This is a genomic window from Chryseobacterium oryctis (assembly GCF_025971925.1).
Lineage (GTDB): Bacteria > Bacteroidota > Bacteroidia > Flavobacteriales > Weeksellaceae > Chryseobacterium > Chryseobacterium oryctis.
In genome coordinates this window covers 94,612-117,847 of sequence record NZ_JAPDHV010000002.1, presented here as the reverse complement: position 1 = coordinate 117,847, position 23,236 = coordinate 94,612, and the positions used below count along the sequence as shown (strand labels likewise).

Sequence of the window (23,236 nt, the reverse complement as noted above, 5' to 3'; positions counted from 1 at the left end):
GGTTTTTTCATATTTAGCGAGATATTTTAGAATCATTGTAATTAATTTTTTATTTTTGTATAAAGTTGACTAAAAATAAATTAAGTTGAATTTATTCAAGAGGATTGTAAGCAAGCTAACGAACCAGCCTGAAGAAGAGGAAACACAGAGCCTGGAAAAACTAGGGGATTCGCTGAAAAATGCTGATCTCGATTATAAGTTTGCGCAATTATTTACGCATTCAGGAGGTTTTTTTAATTATTGTGCAGATGAGGCGGAAGCTCTACAAACTTTACATCAGATTATTAAAATAGAAGGTATAAACAACCTGTTTTGTTGGGATAAGGAACTTCAAAATTTTTTGAATGTTGTGAAATCACCTTATACTACAGAATTGCAATCATCAAATGATGCAGCATTTATTACTTGTGAATATTTGATTGCATATGATGGTCGGATTATGCTTTCTCATAATAATATTTTGCATTATCACTCTTCTAGATTGCCAGATAAAATTATCATCATCGCTAATGTTTCGCAAATTGTGAACAATCTTAATGATGCAATGGGTAAAATCAAGAGAAATGGTAATATAAAGAATCTTACATCTATTAGTGGAAGTCAGTCAAAGCTAGATACGTCTTCTAATACCAATACAAAACTTTTTTTATTGTTGCTTGAAGATTAGCATCAACTTATAAACTTTAAATTTTGGACAAAAACCTTATTCAAAGAACCATTTCCGGGCTAGTATATGTTGCAGTTATCGTACTTTGTACAACCCCACTTGGTGCCCAGTTGCTTAATAGTATCTCTCAGGATCTTATTAAACAACAATATTTATATTATGGGTTGATTACACTTTTACTGACTGTAGGCTCTTGGGAATGTGTAAAGATTATGAAATTTGGGAAAGGGTATGAAAAATGGGTGGTTTTTCCACTTATAGGTTTTATCTTTTATTTATTTTCAAAAAGATATTTTTATCACGATTTCTATTTCAATTTTAGGTTGAGCGAAATATTAGCACTTGTTTTAATATTAATTGCAGTTGTTACACTATTTAAATATCCAAATGAACTATATTACGATAGTGGAAAACTGATTTTCACAGTTATCTACGTCGCTTTACCGTTTAGTTTTGCTTTAGGTATACCAAAATATTCAACTTTTGAGAATACATTTTCTTTGGAAGTTCTTTTTCTATTCATATTAATTTGGAGTAGTGATACTTTTGCTTATTTGGTTGGAAAGTTTTTTGGAAAACATAAGATGGCTCCAAAAATTTCACCTAAAAAAACATGGGAAGGATATATTGGAGGAGTAGTTTTAACGCTTGTTTTATCTTATTTTATTGAAAAGTATCATCATGATCTTCGTGGAAATTGGATGGTTGTAGGTTTTTTAGTTGCTGCATTTGCTCCATTAGGAGATTTGGTAGAAAGTCAACTGAAAAGGAATTTTGCTGTGAAAGATAGCGGAAATATTATTCCGGGACATGGAGGTGTATTGGACAGGCTTGATAGTTTCATAATCTGCGCACCTGTTGTATATTTGTACTTTATTTTAGAAAAATTTATTTAAATCTTATGAAACTTCATAAAGAATCGAAAGGAACGATTATAGTAGCAACTATACTTTTCATAATTCTTAGCACATTAGCTATTTATTTTCTTGAAATGTGGTCGTTACTTGTCATTATGCCATTATTGGTAGTTTATAGTCTGGTATTTTGGTTCTTTAGGGTTCCAAATAGAGAAATTCTTGAGCATAGAGAAAATGTTATTGCTCCGGTTGACGGAAAGGTAGTAATGATAAAAGAGGTTGAAGAGAACGAGTTTCTTAACGGAAAAGCTATTCAGGTTTCAATTTTTATGTCTCCTTTGAATGTTCATATTTGTAGATATCCTGTTTCGGGAAAAGTGATTTACAAAAAATATCATCCCGGGAAGTATCTTGTAGCATGGCATGAGAAATCTTCTACAGAGAATGAAAGAACAACTGTTGCTGTGGAGAGCTTAACACATCATAAAGTGGTATTCAGACAGATTGCGGGATATGTTGCAAGAAGGATCGTTTTCTATTGTAATGAAGGAGATAATGCAAAAGCAGGACACGAATTCGGATTTATTAAATTTGGTTCAAGAATGGATGTTTTTTTACCTCTGGATACGGAAATTATTTGTAAAATAGGAGACATTACAAAAGGAGGTTTAGACGTTATTGCTAAATTGAAAGAAAGTTAAAATTTCTAATCAACAAGAATATAAAAAAGAGGAAAATCTTTATAGATTCTCCTCTTTTTTTCTTTTTTAGGAGATATAATTTTACGGAAAATGTTCTAATTAATACTAAAATTAGTCTTTCTAATATTTCAAAACAGAATGAACTAATAATTTTTTAGTGCTGTGTATCTGCACGTTTAGGCATTTAGACTGTTAAAATTCCGATTTTTGATAGTTATACATTATGGTATAAGTGATATATAGTGTTATTTCGTGAATAATAAATATCCTTGACTTATAAAACTTAATGTATAATGAATCTTAAAAATATTCATATTGGTAGTCTCATTCAATCTAAAGTTGAAGAGCTAGAGATTCCAACTAGTAGAATAACAAAATTTTTAGATTGTGATGAAGAAAGTGTAGAGAAAATGTATCTAGAAGAAAGTATTGATGCAAGTATTCTTTTGAGATGGTGTAAACTTTTAGAATTCGATTTTTTTAGAATTTATTCTGGGCACCTTATTCTTTATTCTCCTCCTGCAAAGGTAGGTCGAGTGGTGAAGCATAAAGAAGATACATTAATGTTTAGAAAAAATGTATACACGCAGGAAGTTAAAAACTTCATAATTGAAAAAATTAAGACAAACCAAATGACGGCAAGTGAAGTTATTTCGAAGTATAGAATTCCTAAGACTACATTATTTAAATGGCTTAAAAAAGAGTAAAAATCAGGATGTTTTCTGAATATTAATTCATAGAGCATAGAAATAAAAACTTTAACAGATTCTTTTCTAATGTTTAGTTTTTTAGTCCAATAAATCAAATATAGTGAGTTTTACTACGCGCGAGTAGTGTTGTGTGGTTTTGTTTTTAATGATTATGGGGTTTAGCAAGTAGTTTTGTGCTCTAAAATAAATCAAAGTATTTTTTAGGATATAGTAGTTTAGATATGGAGATTATTTAAATTAAATTGTTTCCATGCCTTACGAATTCTGAAGAATGATAATTGATTCTAGTATACAGTAAATATCAGCATATTTAAAACTTAATGTATAATGAATCTTAAAAATATTCATATAGGTAATCTGATTCAATCTAAGGTGGAGGAGCTTCAGATTCCGATGAGCAGAATAGTAAAGTTTTTAAATTGTGATGAATATGAGGTAGAGAAAATGTACAAAGAGGAAGATATTGATACAAATGTTTTATTGAGATGGTCTAAACTTTTGGAATTTGATTTTTTTAGGATTTACTCTGGGCATTTAATACTTTATTCTCCACCTGCAAAGGTAGGAATGGCACAAAAACCTAAGGTAAGTAAATTGGAGTTCAGAAAGAATGTATATACAAAAGAAGTTAAAGACCACATAATAAAAGAAATCAAAACAAAACAAATAACCACAAAAGAAGCTATTTTAAAGTATAGAATTCCAAAACCAACATTGTTCAATTGGATAAAAAAAGAGTAAAAATGGGACCAGATTATAAACAAATCTATTTGGATATTTTGGAAGAGAAATTTCCGGAAAAACTAAGGGATAAAACTATAAAAAAGAAACTTAATTCTTTAGAATCTGCAATGGATATTCTAAAGCTTAATAAGATGATTTTTGGTGAAGCCAAATCTGCAATGGAATTTAAAAGCCAAAGATTACGTTCTTATGATGAAAGTTCAATTTTGGAAATCTTAGAATATCAGAAGAAAAATAAGCTTACCAACATAGGAGTGGCTAATCATTATAAAATCAGCCGTAATACAATCGCAAAATGGAAAATTTTTTATAAAGTTTAGGTGATAATCTTTATAATTTGTTCTTCTTATTAGATATTTTGCTCTTTTTGAGAGTGCCTTTTCTGTTCCCTTTCTCCCTCTCTCTATTTTCTAGAAGTGAAGTTTTTACATCTAAACAAATAGTATTTGTGAATTTTATATTGAGTTCATAGAATAGAAGAGGGATTGTTTCTCTGTTTTTCGAGTCTGACAAACCAATTGTGCACAGGTTTGCATGTGAAAAATTATAGATAATAGTTTTTGTAATTATCTGATTTGAAGTGGTTGTGGAATTGTCTTTTTGAATTTGATATTTATAAATTATTATTGATTGCTTTGTATTACATGTTTGTGGCATTTCATTTGTTTAAGGGTTGTTGATTATGAAGGATGATTGATCGTTAATAAAGTTAATTTGTGTTTTATTTTATAATATATTTTGTATACTATTGTGGAGTTTGGAATATTTTTAGATTTTATTGTTTTTAAGGTTGATAATATTCAATGTTTTTATTATAATTGTTGTGAATAGATTAATTTTAATGATATATGTAGAGGATTTTTACTATTTGTTTCTCAACAGTACTTTAAAGTTTAGACATGAAAAATAAAATATTCAAAAAAATAACTATTAGTAATGATAACAAAAAGATGGTTAATAATTATGACCAAAACTATTTGGATCTTATTAATCGTTATTTAGTATTCTTATTTCTACTTTTTTCATTTTATTCTCTTTTCATTATATTTTATTTTGGGGATAATTTTACCTCTACGATTTTAGTTGGTGTTGCCCTTATGTGGCTTTTACTGATAAGTATTAAAGGAAAGACGAGTAGATTCCTTCATATTTTGAAGCCATCTATTATATCGGTTTTTTTAGTCTTAATATTTTTAGTGAGTTTTTTTTACATATATACCTGGAAACAAGGTGGAGTAGAATATTTTTATTTTTCAATATTATTTGCCTTACCATTTTTCTTCAATTACAAGCAAGATTATTATGCTATACTTTTTATTGTTTTGGTGGTAGCTCTAAGCTTTATAGGAGGTGTTTTTTTTGAGATGGAGTTTTTGCCAAGAAGCAAATATATTAAACAGGAGGAATTCAAGGTAATACAATTCCTAAACATAATGTTCAATATTGTGATATCTATCTTAAATATGTATTTCGTACATCGGAAAGATGAACTTATTTTCGGATTAATGAAAGAAACAGAAACTAAAACTTCAACTATTGAAGATCTATTGAAGACAAATAATGAGTTGATGAAGAAACAGATTATTACTAATAATTTAACAGAAGAAAATATTAAAGATATTTTAGACTTGGCAGAGACTAACTCTTCTCTTTTTTTAGAAAGGTTTCAAACATATTTTCCTAATTTTTTACCGGATCTTTTAAAGATAAATTCCAATCTTATCAGTTCGGAAATATATATATGTGCATTGATAAGGTTGAATTTTGATACAAAAAAAATAGCTTCGTGTACAAACAGTAGTGTTCGGGCAATAGAGAGCAGGAAATATAGGATTAGAAAGAAATTGGGAATACCTTCTGATGTCAATATAAATAATTTTATACTTAATATCTAGGCTTAATATACAAGTTTTACTACGCGTGAGTATAGTTGCGTAGGCGCATATTGGTGATTTTTAATGTTTTGTAAATAGTTTTGTGCACTCTATTAAGAATTTGAATGTAAATTCTGATTAATAATGAGGACATAAATATTAGTAGAAAAGGGCATTAATGTTATTAAAAGAGGACATTAATGTTATTAAAGATATTAATGTAAATAACTATATAAATGATGGCAAAATTTTCAAAAATGCAAAATCAAACTTTGTTTTTGTTTTTGTTTCTGTTTCTTTTTTGTGGGAAATTTTTTTCGCAAAATAATGGTGCAGTTGGGATTAACACTTCCACTCCCAATGCAAACAGTGTATTAGATGTTGTTTCAAATAATAACGACAAAGGAATTCTTATTCCTCGACTTACAGAAGCTCAAAGAGATGCTATTGTAATAAATCCGGCAACTGACGATGGTCTTACTATTTTTAATACTACAGAAGACTGTTATAATTATTGGAGCTTAGCAGACAATGAGTGGAAAAGTGTTTGTGGTCAAATAGGAAAATCAGTTTTTACTGTTGACTGTGCAAATACAAAAGCAATGGGGACATACATTCAGGGAAAAGAGTTAACCGCTTCTAACTATTTGAGTGTTTCTGTAAATGTGACAAAAATTGGAAATTATACTATTACTGGTACAACTACTAATGGATATAATTTTTACGGAACAGGTGTTTTTATGAATACAGGAATACAAACCGTACAGGTTCCGGGGCAGGGTGTTCCTTCTGCCATACAAATAGATAATGTACAGCTTTCTGCAAATGGCGTAGACGTTACCTGTACTCCTGCGGTAACGGTAGATGTGTTAAGCCCTGCAGCAACTTATACCATGAGCTGTGGTAGTGCTACAGTAAATGGCGTATATAAAGTGGGAACTGCCCTTACAGCTTCTAATACTATTACTCTACCTGTTAATGTTTCAGCATTGGGAAGCTATACGGTTACTACCAATACTGTAGACGGGATTTCCTTCAGCGGTTCTGGTACCTTTACATCTACAGGAAATCAAAACATAACATTATCGGGTATGGGAACTCCGTCTTCTACGTCAGTAAAAACCCTTACAATAACTTCGGACAGTAAAGGAGGAACATCTACAACATGTACAGTTAATGTTATTGTTGTTATACCTAAAAAAAGAATTTTAACTTTGGGTGTAGGAATTTATAACGCTGGAACTAATGGGACTTATTTAAATTCAATGATAACATCTAGTAATAATTTTGGTACTAATGCAAACAGTACTGTAAAATTTGAAGGATGGGAAATAATAAATGGACCCGATGATCCAACTGCGGCCTATCTATCAACCTATTTAACAGGTGCTAATCCTGTGGATATTGTTATTACAGGGCATGGCGGATATATAGGAGCTGGTTCAAATGAAGCACAAGTTATTGCGGATTATTTAGCTAATAAAGGTATTGTAATTACTTTTAATGAATTTGCAACAGAAATGCAACCTTTATTTAGAACTGTATTTAATGACCCTGGAATCACAGCTACTCAAGCTGGTGCGGGTGGTGCAGGAACTGTTAAACAATTTGGTATAGGTTTATCTAATGACCCAATTATTAATGGTCCTTTTGGAAATCTAGCAGGAAAATACTGGGGAGAAGATTGTTCTGAAACTTTACGAATAAATAATCTGCCATCAAATGAGATAATTGTTTATTCTAATGGTATTTACAATAATACACTTGGAAGTTCCAATAATATTACTAGTTTCAGACACGCTACATTAAATCTGGTTTGGATAGGAGATGGTGGTTTTGTTTCCAATAATAATTCTACTACTGCAGGAGCAACATGTTATCCTTTCTTAACAGATGCTAATAACCGTCCTATTCCGAGACCAAATTTTGGTTCTACCAATACGACTATTAACAACTCTATATTTGTTGCAAATGCTTTGGCTTGGGCAATAAAAGAGGCAGAATTTAACGGAATAAATACACAATAAATAAAGCATAAGTTTTTAAAGTAAACTCTGGTACGAAGAATTTCGTTCCGGAGTTTTTTATTTGATGTAACTTTTTACCTCCTCAATCAGATTTAGAATATATTTAACAGGTAAATCCTGTTCCAGATCAATTAAAAGGATTTTAAACTTCTTTCTGCCTTCCTGTAGAAGTTCGGGATAATCAAGTTTGTCACCGTGATAAAAACTTATGTAATGTTTTTGATGCTTTTTGCTGTAGTAGAAGTAGCATAGCATTTTCTTTTTATACTTAAAAAATGGTAACCCAAAGCTTAGAGTTTCGGTAATATTTTCAGTGTCGGATTCAAGTATTTTTTTACGCAGAAAAAGAAGAGTACTTCTGTCAGGTTCTTCAATTTTGTAGAAATACTCTTGTATAGGATTCATTTAAAATATAAATTAAAATATTTTAGTCAAAATTTTGAAGTTCAACAAGTTTGTGGTACATGCCTCTTTTCGCAATAAGCTCATGATGTGTTCCTTGCTCTACAATAACTCCTTTTTCCATTACAACAATCCAGTCTGCTTTTTGAATGGTAGAAAGTCTATGTGCAATAACCAGAGATGTTCTGTTTTCCATCATTTTTTCCAAAGCATCCTGAACAAATCTTTCAGATTCTGTATCCAAAGCGGAAGTTGCTTCATCCAAAATCATAATTGGTGGGTTTTTCAAAACTGCTCTCGCAATAGAAACTCTTTGTTTCTGACCTCCAGACAGCTTATTTCCATCATCTCCAATATTAGAATCATAGCCTTCAGGAAGCTGAGAAATAAATGAATCTGCATTGGCGATTTTTGCTGCTGCAATCACCTCTTCTTTTGTAGCATCAGGTTTACCCATCAGAATGTTATTATAAACAGAATCATTGAATAATACAGATTCTTGAGTAACCATTCCTAAAAGTTGGCGATATTCTTTTAATTTTAAATGTTTGATATTAGTTTTGTCAATTAAGATTTCCCCTTCTGTAACGTCATAAAATCTTGCTAAAAGGTTGGCAATTGTGGTTTTACCACTTCCACTTTGCCCGACAAGTGCTACCGTTTTCCCTTTAGGAATGCTTAGTGAAAAGTTTTTGAGAATCGTATGGTCTTTATCATAATAAAAACCAATATTATTAAACTCAATTGAATGATTTAAAGTGGAGATTGATACAGGGTTTTCAATTTCATCAATTTTCACATCTGCATCAAGAATTTCTAATACTCTTTCAAGAGAAGCTTCTCCTTTCTGAATATTCGAAATAGATTGAGATAAACTCTTTACAGGAGGTAAAATTTGAAAAAAAATACCTAGGAAAACAAGAAATTCACCAGGAGAAATGCTCTGTTCTACAATAATCTGCTTTCCTCCGTACCAGGCAATGATTAAGAATGTTACAGAACCTAAAAATTCGCTCATAGGAGATGCTAACTCCTTTTTTCTTCCCAGTCTTATAGAACTGTTTATCCATTTTTGCATAGATTGCGTAAAACGGTTATTCATTATTTTTTCTGCACTAAATATCTTAATGACTTTAGTCGATTTTAAGGTTTCATCAACAATCGAAAAAATATTTCCCATCTCGTTTTGTGCTTCGTGAGAATCTTTTTTTAGACTTTTTCCGATTAGTGCAATCATTGTTCCCATTACTGGCAAAACCAAAAGTGAGAAAAGTGTCATTTCTGTACTCAGCATGAATAATGTAACTAAAGTACTTATTAACATAAATGGCGCATTAATTAATTCTACCAAACTTCCCAAAATACTACCTTCTACGTCACCAACGTCATTCGACATTCTTGACATCAAATCACCTTTTCTGCTTTCGGAAAAAAATGAAACAGGAAGAGAGAGTATTTTATTATAGATTGTTCCACGAAGGTCTTTTGTAACTCCTACACGATAGTTGATTAGTAAAAAAGCACCTAAATATCTAAACACATTTCTTAGTAAAAACATGAAAGCTGTAATAATGCAAAGCCAAGCCAATACATTAAGTGCCCCATGTTGTGAAACCATCGTTTGAACATAATAATTAGCATATTCTTTTGCGTAATCAAAAAAATCTGATATTTCACCAGAATAAACAGGTGCAGATTCATATTTTTCAGCTTTTACAGTTCCAAACAACATGCCTAAAACAGGAAGAATAGTTCCAACAGAAGCAATCTGAAATACAGAATACATAATGTTGAAAAATAAACTTCCGAAAATGTATTTTTGATGAGGTTTTGCGAACTTAAGTATTTTTATATATTGATTCATCCAATAGAAAATTGAAAAGCAAAATTACGTAATTTAAATGATAAGACGTTTTTAAAGGTGTTTTACTTTAAGGAATAAGCTTCTATTTTACTGTATTTTGATAAGTTGCAAATTCAGAACTGATTAAAACCTTACTTTATCATTATATTTTGGAGTAAAGTTTTTTGGTGTCAGTTTTTCCAAAGTTTTTCCGAAATTATTGATGATTGTAGTTAAGTTATCAAAATCTACTACATTTATGTCATCACTCTCGTTGTGATAATGTGTTGCTTTTGTCATGTCAACTGTTGAAAACGAATGCGCAATAATTTTCTTTTTCACAAAACTTACGTTGTCTGATCTGTAAAATAATTGTTGATCTGCATAAGGGTCAGGATAGATTTTTAAATTATTTTCAGCATTTTGATTGAAAAGCTCGTCAAGGTCAGAGAACTCGTCTCCTGTCATGAATAAAGCATTTTTTCCAAAAGCAGATTCTGTTGCTACCATTTCAAAATTGAAAAGTGTAGTCAGATTATCATATATTTTATCCAGATTTTTATCCTTTGAGATTGCTCTTGAGCCAAGCATTCCTTTTTCTTCACCATTAAATGCCATAAATACCATAGAAAATTCAGGCTCTTTAGTCTTAAAATAATCGGAAATTCCTACCAAAGTTGTAATTCCACTTGCATCATCATCTGCTCCATTATAGATGTTGTCTTTAGGGTTTTTACTTGTTCCGATGTGGTCGAAATGTCCTGAGAAACCTAAATATTTATCTGTTTTTCCTTTTTTTATTCCGCAAACATTGTAGGCGGTTTTCCCTTTGTAATCAAACGGAACCAAATAAGAGTTTCCTGTACAATATTCTAAATTGTTTTCTTCGAATAGTTTGGCGATATAGTTGGCTGCATTTTCGTTTTCCAACGTTCCTATTTCGCGTCCTTTCATTTCGTCTGATGCTAATGTTGAAAGTACGATTTCAACTCTCTCTTTGGAAACGTCCTGTGCAAAAGCAAAGATTGAAAAAAGTGAGAAAGTAAGAAAAGTTATTTTTTTCATTTTAAATAAAATTTATAAATAATCTGTCGCGTTTTAAATGAAAATGTTGCATTTGATTTTTCAAAATTAATTTAAAATAAAAAAACAGCTCCTAAAAAAGAAGCTGTTCTCACTCAAAAAATCGTTGTAAGGTTATCGAAGTCTGTCTACAGATTTTACGAGCCTCTCATCTTTTTTAATATATATGTTTGCAATAAACAAACAAATAATCGCAATTAATGGGAAAATTGGCTCAATACCCTTCTCAGGAATTTGAATTCCTCCGGATAATTTTAGTAACCAGTAAATCACTACACCAATCAACAAAGCGTTTATAATGATGCTGATATTATTCAGCAAAATTTGTCTTTTTCTGTTTTTAAAGCTGAATACACTAAGTAATCCAACTAAAACAAGGATTATACAACCTATATTTAGTACAGGAATACTGTCAGAAATGATAACATCTTGCCCTGTAATAAAAAGAAAAACAGCAGCCAAAACTGCTAAAAAAGTCCATATAGTCTGTATTCTTTGTAACATTGAATATTTAATTCTGTGCAAAAATAACATAAATTTTGCACAATTCAAAAATAAGTGTAGATTTGCATTATACAATGTACTTGAAAACAATAGTCACCGGACTTACTTTTCTTACTCACAATTAATTACATTTTTACATTAAATATGTTTAACATAGAAACGTTAAGGTCAAAATCCGTAACGGAATTGACTAAAATCTTAAAGGATTTAGGCGTTAAAGTTGCAAGAAACAGCAATGAAAATGACAAAATCTTCGCCATTCTTGACTTTCAAGCTTCAAATCCAAAGGTAGCCAAAGATTATTTCAACGATACAGAAGTTGGAGCCGAAGCTGAGAAAGTTGCAGAGGAAAAACCAGTAAAAGTTCCTGCGAAGAAAGCGGCTCCTAAAAAGGTAGCTGCGAAGCCTAAACCGACAACAAAAGCTCCTGTAGAAACAAAAGAAGAAGTTGAAGGAAAAACAGAAGAGATTGTTTCAGAGGAAATAAAGCTTGAAAAACCGGAAGAAACAAAAACAAACGAAGTCATAAAAGAAGCTTCAACAGATAATCCGGCAAAGAAAAAAAGAAAGAGAGTTTCGTCATCCACAGGAAATACAGAAGCTCCACAAGAAAAAACAGACGCCCCCAAAAATACAGAACCTCAGGAATCTGCTTCAGCAGAAGAAAAGCCTAATAATTCTCAACATCAGGCTAGACCTCAAAAAGGGCAACACAATAATCCGCACAACAACGGAAATCAGAATAGAAATCAGCATCAAAACCAGAATCAGAATAAGCAACAGCAACATTCTGACAAACAGGAAGATCAACAAGAACAGAAAAAAGAGTTCAACTTTGATGGAATGGTGAGTATTGAAGGGGTTTTAGAGATTTTACCTGATAATTATGGATTTTTACGTTCGTCAGATTTCAGTTATATTTCTTCTCCCGATGATGTTTATGTTTCTACGGCTCAAATCAGGAATTTTGGTTTAAAAACAGGTGATACTGTAAAAGGTATTGTAAGATTACCAAAAGAAGGAGAAAAATATTTTTCCCTTTTAAGACCAACTGAAGTTAATGGACGTGATTTGGCTTTCATTAAAGACCGTGTTGCTTTCGAATATCTTACACCGCTTTTCCCTGAAGAAAAATTCAATCTTGCAGGAAAAGGTTCAACGATGTCTACAAGAGTTGTTGATTTGTTTGCTCCAATCGGAAAAGGGCAAAGAGCCATGATTGTTGCACAACCAAAAACGGGTAAGACAATGTTGCTAAAAGATATTGCTAATTCTATCGCAGCAAATCACCCTGAAGTTTATATGATGGTACTTCTTATAGATGAACGTCCGGAAGAGGTGACCGATATGGAAAGAAGTGTAAATGCAGAAGTTATTGCGTCTACATTTGATGAAGCTGCCGATAAGCACGTAAAAGTGGCTAATCTTGTTTTGGCAAAAGCTCAAAGAATGGTTGAATGTGGTCATGATGTGGTAATTTTGTTAGATTCTATTACAAGATTGGCAAGAGCTTATAATACGGTAACTCCAGCTTCTGGAAAAGTACTTTCGGGAGGTGTTGATGCTAATGCTCTACATAAACCAAAAAGATTTTTTGGTGCTGCCAGAAAAATTGAAGGAGGAGGTTCTTTAACGATTATTGCAACTGCACTTATTGATACGGGTTCTAAAATGGATGAAGTTATCTTTGAAGAATTCAAAGGAACAGGTAATATGGAACTTCAATTAGACAGAAAGATTGCTAACAGAAGAATTTACCCTGCAATAGATTTAGTTGCTTCAAGTACTCGTAGAGACGACTTACTTCTTGATGAGGTAACTTCTCAGAGAATGTGGATTTTAAGAAAATATCTTTCCGAAATGAATCCTGTGGAAGCAATGGAATTTGTAAGTAAAAACATAAAAGGAACCCTAAATAACGAAGAGTTCCTGATGTCTATGAATAAATAATTTAATTGTAATAAATCAGGCTTTTATATTTTGAAATAAGGGTGTAATAAATCCTCAAAATTATAGAAGCCTGGTTTTTTATTAATAAGATGTTCTACAGCAAAAAGAGCTCCGTTGCCAAAAGCTTCTCTTGATATTGATTCGTGAATGAGTCTTACTGTTTGATATGGAAAACCGAAAATTACTTCATGTTTTCCTACAATTCCACCCGCTCTGATTGTATTGATTTTTTCATCCTGTACTTCCAATACATCTGCAATCCGAATAGCTGTTCCCGATACTCCTTTTTTATCTTTAAAATGCTCTTCGATGATTTCGATGTCTACTGAAGGTGCTATTTTTTTTAAAAAAGTAGAAGCGTATAATAGATAATTGATACCTAAAGTGATATTGGGAGACCAAAATACGATGGCTTTTTTAGCCAATTTTTTAATGAAGCTCATCTCTTTTTCAGAATAATGGGAAATTGCAGATACAATTTTTACATTTTTTTCTATAGCCGGTTCTCCATAAGTGTAAATGCCTTCTTGGGATGAGAAGTCAATAATAGCATCCACAGGATGTTTTTCTAGTAATTCTTTGATACCAAGTTTTTTTTCAGAATAAAAGTTACTAGGGTCGTTGCTTTCAATTCCAAAAAAATCAGCGGCGTTTCTGTCATTTAATTTATTTGTCTTTCTATAAACCCATTGCAATGAATGTTTTTTGTTCTGAAGAATTACCGAGGCTACGGCTTTTCCCGTTTTTCCAAATCCAAAAAGTCCAATTTTCATAATAAAAATATTTTGTGGTGAATATTCAGTTATTGGCAGAAATATTCCTTCAAAGAACTTTCCTATTACAGCTAAAGTTACGAAATTGAAAATAAAGGTGCATTTTGAGTAGTTTTTGGTAGATATATTTGAAAATTTAATTCATTCTAAATCAATTATATCAATGTTAAAGATTTATTAAAGTAATCCCTGTTTTTTGAAGATAAATTAAATTATGGCTAAATTTGGCTAATAACATTAAAAATAAGAATTATGTCATTTGAACTGCCAAAATTAGGATATGCTTACGATGCATTAGAACCAATTATAGATGCGAGAACTATGGAAATTCACCATACTAAACATCATCAAGCATATGTGGACAATTTAAATAATGCCATTAAAGGAACTGATTTAGAAGGAAAAACAATAGAAGAAATCTGCCAAACAGGGACTGATAAACCAGCTGTAAGAAATAATGGTGGAGGTCATTTTAACCATACTTTATTCTGGGAAATTTTAACTCCAGGAGGAAGCAAAGAACCAGTAGGAAATGTAAAAGCTGCTATTGAAGCTTACGGAGGTTTAGAAAAATTCAAAACTGATTTTTCTGATGCTGCTAAAACAAGATTTGGTTCAGGATGGGCTTGGTTGGTAAAAAATACTGATGGTTCTGTTTCTGTTTCTTCAACTCCAAATCAGGACAATCCATTAATACCTGTTGCAGATGTAAAAGGAACTCCAGTTTTAGGACTTGATGTTTGGGAACATGCTTATTATTTAAACTACCAAAACAGAAGACCTGACTATGTTGCTGCTTTCTTTGATGTGGTAAACTGGGATAAAGTTGAGGAATTATTCAACAAGTAATTTTTAACTATTATAAAATAAAAAAGGTTCAGAATTTTCTGAACCTTTTTTATTTTACTTTTTTACATATTCTTTCTGAATTACAGAAACAGCAGGGAAATGGTCACTGTACCCTCCTGTGTATGTATCTCCGTTCCAAGAACGGAAAGGATATCCTTTGTATTGCCCTTCTTTTGTAATCAAATATGATGGGGCAAAAATTTCAGCTTTAAAAAGTGAATATGTAGGCGTATATTTTTCTGTACTATATAGATTTTTAGATATTATAATCTGATCAAATAAGTTTGGAGAATCTCTATATGCTAAAGACGCTATTCCTGCTTTATGGAATTTATACATTAAGTTATAATATGGAGATTTGTCTGATAAGTCTTTTGGATCTCCTACTGCCCCAAGAGCTTTCTTTAGACTATTGTTGTCCGGATCATCGTTGAAATCTCCCATTGCAAACATTTTGATTCCGGGCATTTCTACAGATAATTTATCCATTTCTGCTTTCAAAACATTTGCAGCAGTTATTCTTAATGGTTCAGATTTTACGTCACCACCTCTTCTAGATGGCCAGTGATTTAAGAAAACTGCTATTTTTTCTCCGTCTAAAATTCCTATTGTTACTAAAATAGCTCTCGTATAAGATCTTTTACCCTCGTCATTGAAAATTTTAACTTCTTTTTCGTAAAAATCTGTAACGGTGAATCTCCCTTTTTGATAGATAAGTGCAATGTCAATCCCACGGGCATCATAAGAGTTGAAGTGTACAATTCCGTAATTGCCTTTTGCTAAAGCTGGTTGCTTAATAAGATCTTCAACAACTTGTCTGTTTTCAACTTCAAGTAAACCACATATTACAGGACTATCATTGGTGTATTGTCTTCCTAAGTCCGCGATAAGCTTTGAAACGTTACCTAATTTATGATTATAATTTTTTTGATTCCAGTTTTTAGGACTGTTTGCGGTGAAATCATCTGCAAGAATTTGTTTTCTTATTACTTTTTTCCCTATAAGAAGATCATTACTCCATTCTCCTTTATAATCTTCAGTTACTTCTAAAAATTGTAAGGAATCTAAAGGCACACTTCTGTGGAAAGCTGGATTTTTTACAGGTAAAGTACCGTCAATATAATCTGCTGAAGGAACAGTGTCCCAAAGATTTTCAACATTCATAAAAGCTACAGTCGCTCTTTTTACTTGTTTTTGCTGTGAAAATGTAAATCCAAAGCAAAATATAGCCGAAAGGATTAAATATTTTTTCATAATCTCTTAGTATATTCAAAAAATTGAGGGGTAAAATTACTAAATTTATATCATACTTTAGATTAAATACTTTGCCACTTTATTATTTTGTGATTGATGATAAATAATTAATATTTTTAGCATAATGATTAATCGTTAAGAAAAATTAATAGAATAAATTGCTAAAAATGTTTGAGTTAATGAAAATAGTATTAAATTTGTTGCCCCTTAAATAAAGAAGGAGTTAAAAAAGTTTATTATGATTAAAAAACTATCCCTAATCTCTTTGTTTACATTGTTGCCTGCTTCTTATTATTTTGCGCAAACGACTGTTCATGCGTACGTTAAGGATCAGGAAGGTAAGCCTTTGGAGAAAGCAGAAGTAGATCTAGCACAATCCGGCGACGATGTTACCGCGGATAAAATTGGTTACTTCCAGTTTGTGGATTTAAAACCTGGCCATTATCTTATTACTGTTACAAAACCAAATTTTGAATCTAAAGTTTTAGAATTTGACGTTACAGCTGATGAGAAGAGAAAAGATTTAGGTGTTATTACACTTAATTACAGTTTAGGATCAGATGCAGGAGTTATTGTTATTGATGATTCGGCAAATGATACTGAAGATGGAGGTTCATCAATGCAACCTACTGTAGGACTTTTAAGTTCAGGAAGAGATGCTTTCCAAAATGTTTCTGCTTTTGAATTAGGAGCTTATTGGTTCAGACCAAGAGGGGTAGATAATAGATTTGAGGATGTGATGTTTAATGGGGTTTCAATGTCTAAAAATGATGACGGTAAAGTTGATTTTAACAACTGGGGCGGTTTGAATGACGTTACAAGATATCCTTACGAAAATGTGGATAATATTACTCCTTCAGAATATACATTCGGAAATTTAGGAGGCGTAGTTTATTATAATACCAGAGCTTCCAGCTATAGAAAACAAACTTCATTAGCATATTCTTTTACTAATAGAAGCTACCTTCACAGAGCTATGGCAACCCACTCTACGGGTATGAGTAAAAAAGGATGGGCATTTACATTCTCTGCAAGTAGAAGATGGGGTGATAAAGCTATTATTGATGGTGTTTACCAAGATGCGTATGCTTATTTTGCTGCTATTGAGAAGAAGTTTAGTGACAGACACTCAATTAACTTGACAGCTTTTGGTTCTCCAACCTATAGAGCTTCAAACTCTCCAAACACTCAAGAGGTATATGATATTATGGGTAAAGACTATAATTCATATTGGGGATGGCAAGATGGTGAGAAAAGAAATTCAAGAATAAGAAAGGTGTTTGAACCAGTATTTATGTTAACTGATTATTTGAAAATTGGTAAAAACTCAAACTGGATTAATACTTTTTCATATCAATTCGGAAGTGATGCAAGAAGCCGTTTAGATTGGTTCCATGCTGCAGATCCTAACCCTACATATTACAGAAAATTACCAAGTTACGGTCTTTTAACAGTGGATGAGTTTAAGGCTCAATCACAAATCGACTGGACTTCTCTTTATAATGCCAACTATATCAATAGATATGACATGTATGGGAATGAAAGAGGGGCTGTTTACACAATCGTGGAGGATGTTGTTAAAGATAAAACTTTCAACTGGGCATCTCACTTTGATACTAGATTAAAAGATAACTGGAAATTAAACATCAACTTTAATTATCAGAACCTAAAATCAGATAACTTTAGAAGAGTTAAGGATTTGTTAGGGGCAAATTTTGCATATAACCTTAATGCATTCAATAATGATGTTCAGTATAACTTAGATGATCCTAATTACAAAGCAAAAGAAGGAGATAGAACTCAATATTCTTATGAACTTTTAAGAAATCAATATTCATTGAATGTTTCTACGGAAATTGATTTTCCAAAATGGAATATTGTAGCTTCTGTTTTCTCATCTTATTCAGAATCTCAAAGAGATGGTCATTTTAGAAATGGGATTGCGAGATTTAGCAATAATTCTAGAGGTAAGAGTGAAATCTATGATGCTTTAGATGCAGGTATTAAAGGTAAAATTACTTATAAAATCAATGGTAAAAACTTTATCGTATACAACGGAGCATTCTTCAGTTTAGCACCAACATTAAGTGAAATCTTCATTAACCCAAGAGCGGCTGATTATTTTACTCCGGGAGTTAAAAATCAAGTTATAAATTCTAATGATTTGAGCTATATTTTCAGAGGACAAATTTTAAAGCTTAGATTGTCTGGATACTATACGACTATCGACAATGCGACAGATATTGCAAGATATTATGCAGACGCAAATGATGGTTCAGGGTCTTCATTCAGTACATTAGTTAATGAGGCGATGACAGATGTTAGTAAGAGATATATTGGTGCGGAATTAGGCTTCGATTTGAAAATTACACCTACTTTAAATGCAATCGGGGTAGCAAGTATTGGAGAATATAAATATACTAGCGATGCTAACGTTTCTACTTTTGATGACTTAAACGGATTCAGAGGTGAAGAATTCTGGCTTGGAAAAGCAAAAATAAAAGATTATAAAGTAGCTGGTACACCTCAAAAAGCTTTCTCTTTTGGGTTAAAATATAATTCGCCTAAATATTGGTGGGTTGGTGCTTCTGCAAACTATTTGATGGATCAATATCTTGATTTTTCGGCATTGAATAAAACTCCATATATGTATACTAATCCAGATACAGGTAATATTTATGAAGGAGCAACACCAGAACTTATTCAACAGCTTACTGCGCAGAAAAAATTTGATGATCAGTTTATGCTGAATGCCAATGCGGGTAAATCTTTCCAATTCGGAAAATATAGAATGGGTATCAGTGTTTCTGTAAATAATATCTTGAATAACAGGAACTATGTAACAGGAGGCTTTGAGCAAGGAAGAAATGTAAACTTTGCAGAAGCTTTAGAAGACGCTCAAAGAGGAACACCTTACTTTGGCCCAAAACTTTGGTATGATAGAGGAAGAACGTTCTTTACAAATGTTTATTTAAGATTCTAAAACAACTATTATGAAAAAATATAATTCAATTTTTACATATATTTTAGTTATTATCACATCTTTATTTATTACAGGTTGTGTACATGACGATAAATATGACGAGCCGGGTCTTGAAAACTACCAATGTAGAACAGAAGACTATTATACAAAAGCTGAAAATAATTTTGTAAAGTGGACTATTGCTCAATTAAAACTTAAACCTCAAGGTACAGCATTTACAGATAATGCATATATTGAAGGTTATGTTTCTTCAACAGATGAAACAGGGAATATTTATAAAACAATTTACATTCAGGACGCTCCAGAAAATCCTACACAAGGTTTAACTGTAAGCGTAGATGCAGTAAGTACTTATACAAAATATCCTCAAGGTTCGAAGATTTATATAGAACTTAAAGATCTTTCTCTTTCTACTTATGGAGGAGTTGTACAATTGGGTATGAAAACTGATGCTGGAACAAGAATACCAGAAAAAGAAGTAAGCAAACACCTTTTTAGGGATTGTTCACCAGAAAAGGCAAAAATTGTTCCTAAAGTAATGACTTCAGCACAAATGGTTTCAGCTAACGATCAATATATCGGATGCCTTATTCAGATAAACGATGCTGAGTTTGATGTAAAAACGTTGTGTATGAATTATGCTCCAAACGGACTTACAGTTGATAGACAAATAAGGGATGCTTCAACTAATACTGCAAGAGTTGTAAGAAATAGTGGCTATGCTTCTTTCGCGAATCAGATTTTACCTGCTGGAAATGGTAAATTTGTTGGTATCTATAGCAAGTATAATTCTACTTACCAAATGTATATCAATAAAGTTACAGACTTGGAAATGAATAAATTCCCTCGTTTAGACGGCCTTACTTCAAATCCGTGTGATTTTAATAATACAGGTTTAACAGCTAAAACTATTGCTGAGGTTAAGCAATTATATACTTCAGGTAACTGGAATCAGATTACAGGAGATTATTATGTTAAAGGTCAAATTGTAGCTAATGACGAAACAGGGAACCTTTACAAATACGTTTATATTGAAGATGCTACAGGAGGTATTAGAGTAAATATTAATAAAACAAATCTTTATCAGGATAATCGTTTTAGATTAGGAAAGGATATTTATATTAAACTTAAAGATCTTTATGTAAGTAAAGTAAGTGGGGAGATTCAGTTAGGAACGACTTATATTTCTGGTGGTAATACATTATTTGGAGGAGTAGAAGAAGCGGATGTTTACAAAAGATTCTTTGATAGTAACCAGCCTTCAAGAGCTGTTGTACCAACTGTAAAAACAATTTCTCAGCTTACAACTGATGATGTTGGTAGATGGATTAAAATTAAAGATTTGCAATTTACAGAGTCTAGTCTTTATCAGCCATATGCACCAGGTGCTACAACAAATCGTACATTAGAAGATTGTTCTGGTAACAAGATTATTCTTAGAACAAGTAATTTTGCAACTTTCTCTGCTGTTGAAGTAGATCGTGGAAAAGGAGATGTAAATGCAGTGTTAACTTATTTCAATGGAGTTTATCAGCTTTGGATTACTAAAGCATTGGATGCTAATTTAGAAAATCCGAGATGTGATGGTTCTGTTTTGCCTCCTCTGACAACAATTTTCAGCGATGATTTCTCTTCAGGATTAACAAAATGGACGGCTGTAAGTGTTGTGGGTGCCCAGGTTTGGGGAACTTCTAACCAAGGAAATGGCTCAAACTATTATGCTGTAATGAATGGTAACTCTGGAGGTAATAAAGATAATGAAGACTGGTTGATTTCAAATGAGATCAGTTTGGTAGGAAAAACAAAAGCTATTGTTAGCTTTACTTCAGACGTGAGCTATGCAGGTAATCCTTTACAAGTTTTAATAACAGATAATTATACAGGAACGCCAGGTACAACAACTTGGACACAATTACCGGCAAACTTGGATACTAATACATCAGGATTTGGTGATTGGGCACATTCTGGAAATATAGATTTGGCGGCTTTCTTAGGTAAAAACGTAAGAATAGCCTTTAAGTATACTTCTACAACTTCAGCTTCTTCTACATGGGAGATTGATGATTTTAAAGTAAAAGGTCAATAATTGACTTTGAAATAATAAACTAAATTAAAGGTGGACTGTAAAGTTCACCTTTTTTCTTTCTCACATTTCCAACGAAATGATAAAAATTTGCATCTTAAAAATAAAGCGACAATTTTTGTCGCTTTGTGAATATACTTTTGTAAAGGATTGAAAAGCAAAATACTGATATGTGATAAAATTCACATCAGATTTAATTAATTTAATTTTAATAAGTGTCAATAACTCTTATATTTGTGAAATTATTGTAACAAAAAACTATTATTAATCTTTAAACACAAAATAGATGAGAAAACTCTACATGAGTGCATTTACGATGTGCACAATTCTGAGCATATCTGCTCAGGAAGTGGTCTGGCAGAAAGACATTAAATCTTCGACACAGGATTTTCTGAGTCAGGTTACCACGACAATCGACCAGCAATACTTGATTTCAGGAAGCAGTATTCAAACCAATAACAGCCAAAAAGCAGTAGGAAGTAGTCAGCAAAATAATGGCTACGATTTTCATTTGGTGAAGTTGAACCAACAGGGAGAAGAAGTCTGGGAAAAGTATTTTTCAGGTCAGAATCATGATTTTTTGTCAGCAACGGTTGCCACTCAGGAAGGCGGATTTCTATTGGCAGGAACGTCTTATTCAGGGAAAGGGTTGGATAAAAAAGAGGAATCAAAAGGTGGTTCAGATATCTGGCTTGTAAGAATCAATGAATTTGGGGATGAAATGTGGCAGAAAACCATCGGTTCAAGCACGGATGAAGAGGCTAAAGCTGTGGTTCAGACGACAGATTTAGGATTTTTTGTAGCCGGATCCTTCGTCTCTGCTCAAGATTCTCAATACAAAGGTTACGGTTCAAAAGATATTTTAGTTATCAGACTAGATAAAAACGGAGGCATAGCCTCTCAAATTGTACTTGGCGGAAAAGGTCTGGATGAAGTAGAAAAAATGATTCCTACAAAAGATGGAGGTGTTTTGGTAGGGATATATTCAAGGAGCTCAGCTGTACAAAGTAAAAAGTATAATGTACCAAGTACAGAAACATCCGACACCCGACATTTTACATCCGTACAAAAGAATACAGAAAATTTCGGAGAAGGCGATTATTGGTTGATTAAGCTCAACAAAGACGGAAAATTGGAGTGGGAGAAGAATTTCGGAGGCAAGGGAGACGACCATTTACGCACTCTTTCGTTGACTTCAACGGGATATTTAGTGGGCGGAGAAAGCCGTTCTGAAAGGTCCGGGAACAAAACTTCGGGCCTGGAGGAAGGAACAGATATCTGGCTGGTTTCCATCAATGAAAAAGGGGAAGAAATTTGGCAAAAATCTTACAACTTCAAAAACAGGGATGTTTTGATGGGCATGAGTGTGATTCATTCGGCTGATGATAAGTCTTCAAAAGGCATCTTGTTGGGCGGATATACCCAGGCAGAAGGACGAATTGAGGTGGATGATGAGACATTTTGGATGCTTTATCTGAATTCTGAAGGAAAAGAAGAATGGCGAAAACATGTAAAAGGTGAATCTAGAAAGCGTGAAGAAAGGCTTTCGGACATCAAACTGAACAGAGACGGTTCGATAATTTTGGCGGGAACCAGCGCCGAAGAGCTCGGAAAAGAGAACTGGAAGATTGTAAAACTAGGCGATAAACAGATTGACCAATTAATCGAAAAACAAAACATCAAGATTTATCCGAATCCTGTATCAGACTATGCTTATGTGGAAATTGGGTTTGACCCTTCGACAGGCTCAGGACAGAGTTTTGAAGCTGAAATCAACTTGTTTGACATGAGCGGAAGGCAATTACAAAGTCTGAAAACAAAGAACAAGGTAACGAAGATAAACACTCAGAATCTGATTCAGGGAGCTTATCTAGTGACCATAAAAACCAATGAAAATAAAACTGCGAATGCTAAATTGATTAAAAAGTAAAC

General features: G+C 32.4%; 19 protein-coding genes. 13 read left to right on the top strand and 6 right to left on the bottom strand.

What is annotated here, in order from left to right:
• Positions 1-85: 85 nt before the first annotated feature.
• The 8 genes from OH806_RS04255 to OH806_RS04220 all read left to right on the top strand — a co-directional run bounded on the left by OH806_RS04255 (position 86) and on the right by OH806_RS04220 (position 7,580).
• A complete protein-coding gene (locus tag OH806_RS04255; RefSeq protein WP_264742431.1) occupies positions 86-667 on the top strand; it encodes a lactate utilization protein in 582 nt (193 codons plus the stop codon).
• A gap of 23 nt (positions 668-690) precedes the next feature.
• Positions 691-1,563: a phosphatidate cytidylyltransferase gene (locus OH806_RS04250; protein ID WP_264742430.1), complete on the top strand. Its 873-nt coding sequence runs from the start codon at positions 691-693 to the stop codon at positions 1,561-1,563.
• Positions 1,564-1,568: 5 nt separating this feature from the next.
• Positions 1,569-2,225, top strand: coding sequence for a phosphatidylserine decarboxylase family protein (locus OH806_RS04245; RefSeq protein ID WP_264742429.1), 657 nt, complete (start codon positions 1,569-1,571; stop codon positions 2,223-2,225).
• Positions 2,226-2,518: 293 nt separating this feature from the next.
• Entirely contained in the window at positions 2,519-2,932 is a 414-nt protein-coding gene (locus OH806_RS04240; RefSeq protein ID WP_264742428.1) for a transposase, read from the top strand.
• A 330-nt stretch (positions 2,933-3,262) separates the two neighbouring features.
• A complete protein-coding gene (locus tag OH806_RS04235) occupies positions 3,263-3,676 on the top strand; it encodes a transposase (protein WP_264742427.1) in 414 nt (137 codons plus the stop codon).
• A 2-nt stretch (positions 3,677-3,678) separates the two neighbouring features.
• The gene (locus OH806_RS04230) at positions 3,679-3,999 is read left to right on the top strand and encodes a helix-turn-helix domain-containing protein (protein ID WP_264742426.1); all 321 of its coding nucleotides are present in this window, start codon (positions 3,679-3,681) and stop codon (positions 3,997-3,999) included.
• 579 nt (positions 4,000-4,578) lie between these two features.
• Positions 4,579-5,574 carry a helix-turn-helix transcriptional regulator gene (locus OH806_RS04225; protein ID WP_264742425.1) on the top strand — a complete coding sequence of 332 codons (996 nt, stop codon included), beginning with the start codon at positions 4,579-4,581 and terminating at the stop codon, positions 5,572-5,574.
• A gap of 236 nt (positions 5,575-5,810) precedes the next feature.
• A complete protein-coding gene (locus tag OH806_RS04220) occupies positions 5,811-7,580 on the top strand; it encodes a hypothetical protein (RefSeq protein ID WP_264742424.1) in 1,770 nt (589 codons plus the stop codon).
• 57 nt (positions 7,581-7,637) lie between these two features.
• Here the strand turns inward: OH806_RS04220 and OH806_RS04215 are convergent, their stop codons facing one another.
• The 4 genes from OH806_RS04215 to OH806_RS04200 form a co-directional block, all read right to left on the bottom strand.
• Positions 7,638-7,985, bottom strand: a complete 348-nt coding sequence (locus OH806_RS04215) for a DUF1801 domain-containing protein (RefSeq protein ID WP_264742423.1) — start codon at positions 7,983-7,985, stop codon at positions 7,638-7,640.
• A 22-nt stretch (positions 7,986-8,007) separates the two neighbouring features.
• Positions 8,008-9,846 carry an ABC transporter ATP-binding protein gene (locus tag OH806_RS04210; RefSeq protein ID WP_264742422.1) on the bottom strand — a complete coding sequence of 613 codons (1,839 nt, stop codon included), beginning with the start codon at positions 9,844-9,846 and terminating at the stop codon, positions 8,008-8,010.
• Positions 9,847-9,969: 123 nt separating this feature from the next.
• The gene (locus OH806_RS04205) at positions 9,970-10,890 is read right to left on the bottom strand and encodes a M28 family peptidase (protein WP_264742421.1); all 921 of its coding nucleotides are present in this window, start codon (positions 10,888-10,890) and stop codon (positions 9,970-9,972) included.
• Positions 10,891-11,022: 132 nt separating this feature from the next.
• Positions 11,023-11,412 carry a DUF4293 domain-containing protein gene (locus OH806_RS04200; protein WP_264742420.1) on the bottom strand — a complete coding sequence of 130 codons (390 nt, stop codon included), beginning with the start codon at positions 11,410-11,412 and terminating at the stop codon, positions 11,023-11,025.
• A gap of 144 nt (positions 11,413-11,556) precedes the next feature.
• On the opposite strand from OH806_RS04200, the gene rho reads away from it, so the two are divergent.
• Positions 11,557-13,362, top strand: coding sequence for a transcription termination factor Rho (gene rho, locus OH806_RS04195; protein WP_264742419.1), 1,806 nt, complete (start codon positions 11,557-11,559; stop codon positions 13,360-13,362).
• 23 nt (positions 13,363-13,385) lie between these two features.
• On the opposite strand, the gene OH806_RS04190 is transcribed toward rho, so the two are convergent.
• On the bottom strand, positions 13,386-14,135 hold the full coding sequence (locus OH806_RS04190; RefSeq protein WP_264742418.1) for a 4-hydroxy-tetrahydrodipicolinate reductase: 750 nt from the start codon (positions 14,133-14,135) through the stop codon (positions 13,386-13,388).
• Positions 14,136-14,387: 252 nt separating this feature from the next.
• Here OH806_RS04190 and OH806_RS04185 point away from each other — a divergent pair, with 252 nt between their 5' ends.
• Complete coding sequence (locus OH806_RS04185; protein WP_264742417.1) at positions 14,388-14,984, top strand: superoxide dismutase; 597 nt, start codon at positions 14,388-14,390, stop codon at positions 14,982-14,984.
• A gap of 54 nt (positions 14,985-15,038) precedes the next feature.
• Here OH806_RS04185 and OH806_RS04180 read toward each other — a convergent pair whose 3' ends face one another.
• Positions 15,039-16,238 (bottom strand): endonuclease/exonuclease/phosphatase family protein, encoded by a 1,200-nt coding sequence (locus tag OH806_RS04180; protein ID WP_264742416.1) that lies wholly within the window; start codon positions 16,236-16,238, stop codon positions 15,039-15,041.
• Positions 16,239-16,476: 238 nt separating this feature from the next.
• On the opposite strand from OH806_RS04180, the gene OH806_RS04175 reads away from it, so the two are divergent.
• From OH806_RS04175 to OH806_RS04165, 3 genes are all read left to right on the top strand, one after another.
• The gene (locus OH806_RS04175) at positions 16,477-19,221 is read left to right on the top strand and encodes a carboxypeptidase-like regulatory domain-containing protein (RefSeq protein WP_264742415.1); all 2,745 of its coding nucleotides are present in this window, start codon (positions 16,477-16,479) and stop codon (positions 19,219-19,221) included.
• 10 nt (positions 19,222-19,231) lie between these two features.
• The gene (locus OH806_RS04170) at positions 19,232-21,307 is read left to right on the top strand and encodes a DUF5689 domain-containing protein (RefSeq protein WP_264742414.1); all 2,076 of its coding nucleotides are present in this window, start codon (positions 19,232-19,234) and stop codon (positions 21,305-21,307) included.
• Between the two features lie 283 nt (positions 21,308-21,590).
• Positions 21,591-23,234 carry a T9SS type A sorting domain-containing protein gene (locus tag OH806_RS04165; RefSeq protein WP_264742413.1) on the top strand — a complete coding sequence of 548 codons (1,644 nt, stop codon included), beginning with the start codon at positions 21,591-21,593 and terminating at the stop codon, positions 23,232-23,234.
• Positions 23,235-23,236 lie beyond the last annotated feature (2 nt).

Coding starts and splice junctions, on each gene's coding strand:
- OH806_RS04245 (WP_264742429.1), top strand. CDS start 1,569: ATGAAACTTCATAAAGAATCGAAAGGAACGATTATAGTAGCAACTATA.
- OH806_RS04240 (WP_264742428.1), top strand. CDS start 2,519: ATGAATCTTAAAAATATTCATATTGGTAGTCTCATTCAATCTAAAGTT.
- OH806_RS04235 (WP_264742427.1), top strand. CDS start 3,263: ATGAATCTTAAAAATATTCATATAGGTAATCTGATTCAATCTAAGGTG.
- OH806_RS04230 (WP_264742426.1), top strand. CDS start 3,679: ATGGGACCAGATTATAAACAAATCTATTTGGATATTTTGGAAGAGAAA.
- OH806_RS04225 (WP_264742425.1), top strand. CDS start 4,579: ATGAAAAATAAAATATTCAAAAAAATAACTATTAGTAATGATAACAAA.
- OH806_RS04220 (WP_264742424.1), top strand. CDS start 5,811: ATGCAAAATCAAACTTTGTTTTTGTTTTTGTTTCTGTTTCTTTTTTGT.
- OH806_RS04215 (WP_264742423.1), bottom strand. CDS start 7,985: ATGAATCCTATACAAGAGTATTTCTACAAAATTGAAGAACCTGACAGA.
- OH806_RS04210 (WP_264742422.1), bottom strand. CDS start 9,846: ATGAATCAATATATAAAAATACTTAAGTTCGCAAAACCTCATCAAAAA.
- OH806_RS04205 (WP_264742421.1), bottom strand. CDS start 10,890: ATGAAAAAAATAACTTTTCTTACTTTCTCACTTTTTTCAATCTTTGCT.
- OH806_RS04200 (WP_264742420.1), bottom strand. CDS start 11,412: ATGTTACAAAGAATACAGACTATATGGACTTTTTTAGCAGTTTTGGCT.
- rho (WP_264742419.1), top strand. CDS start 11,557: ATGTTTAACATAGAAACGTTAAGGTCAAAATCCGTAACGGAATTGACT.
- OH806_RS04190 (WP_264742418.1), bottom strand. CDS start 14,135: ATGAAAATTGGACTTTTTGGATTTGGAAAAACGGGAAAAGCCGTAGCC.
- OH806_RS04185 (WP_264742417.1), top strand. CDS start 14,388: ATGTCATTTGAACTGCCAAAATTAGGATATGCTTACGATGCATTAGAA.
- OH806_RS04180 (WP_264742416.1), bottom strand. CDS start 16,238: ATGAAAAAATATTTAATCCTTTCGGCTATATTTTGCTTTGGATTTACA.
- OH806_RS04175 (WP_264742415.1), top strand. CDS start 16,477: ATGATTAAAAAACTATCCCTAATCTCTTTGTTTACATTGTTGCCTGCT.
- OH806_RS04170 (WP_264742414.1), top strand. CDS start 19,232: ATGAAAAAATATAATTCAATTTTTACATATATTTTAGTTATTATCACA.
- OH806_RS04165 (WP_264742413.1), top strand. CDS start 21,591: ATGAGAAAACTCTACATGAGTGCATTTACGATGTGCACAATTCTGAGC.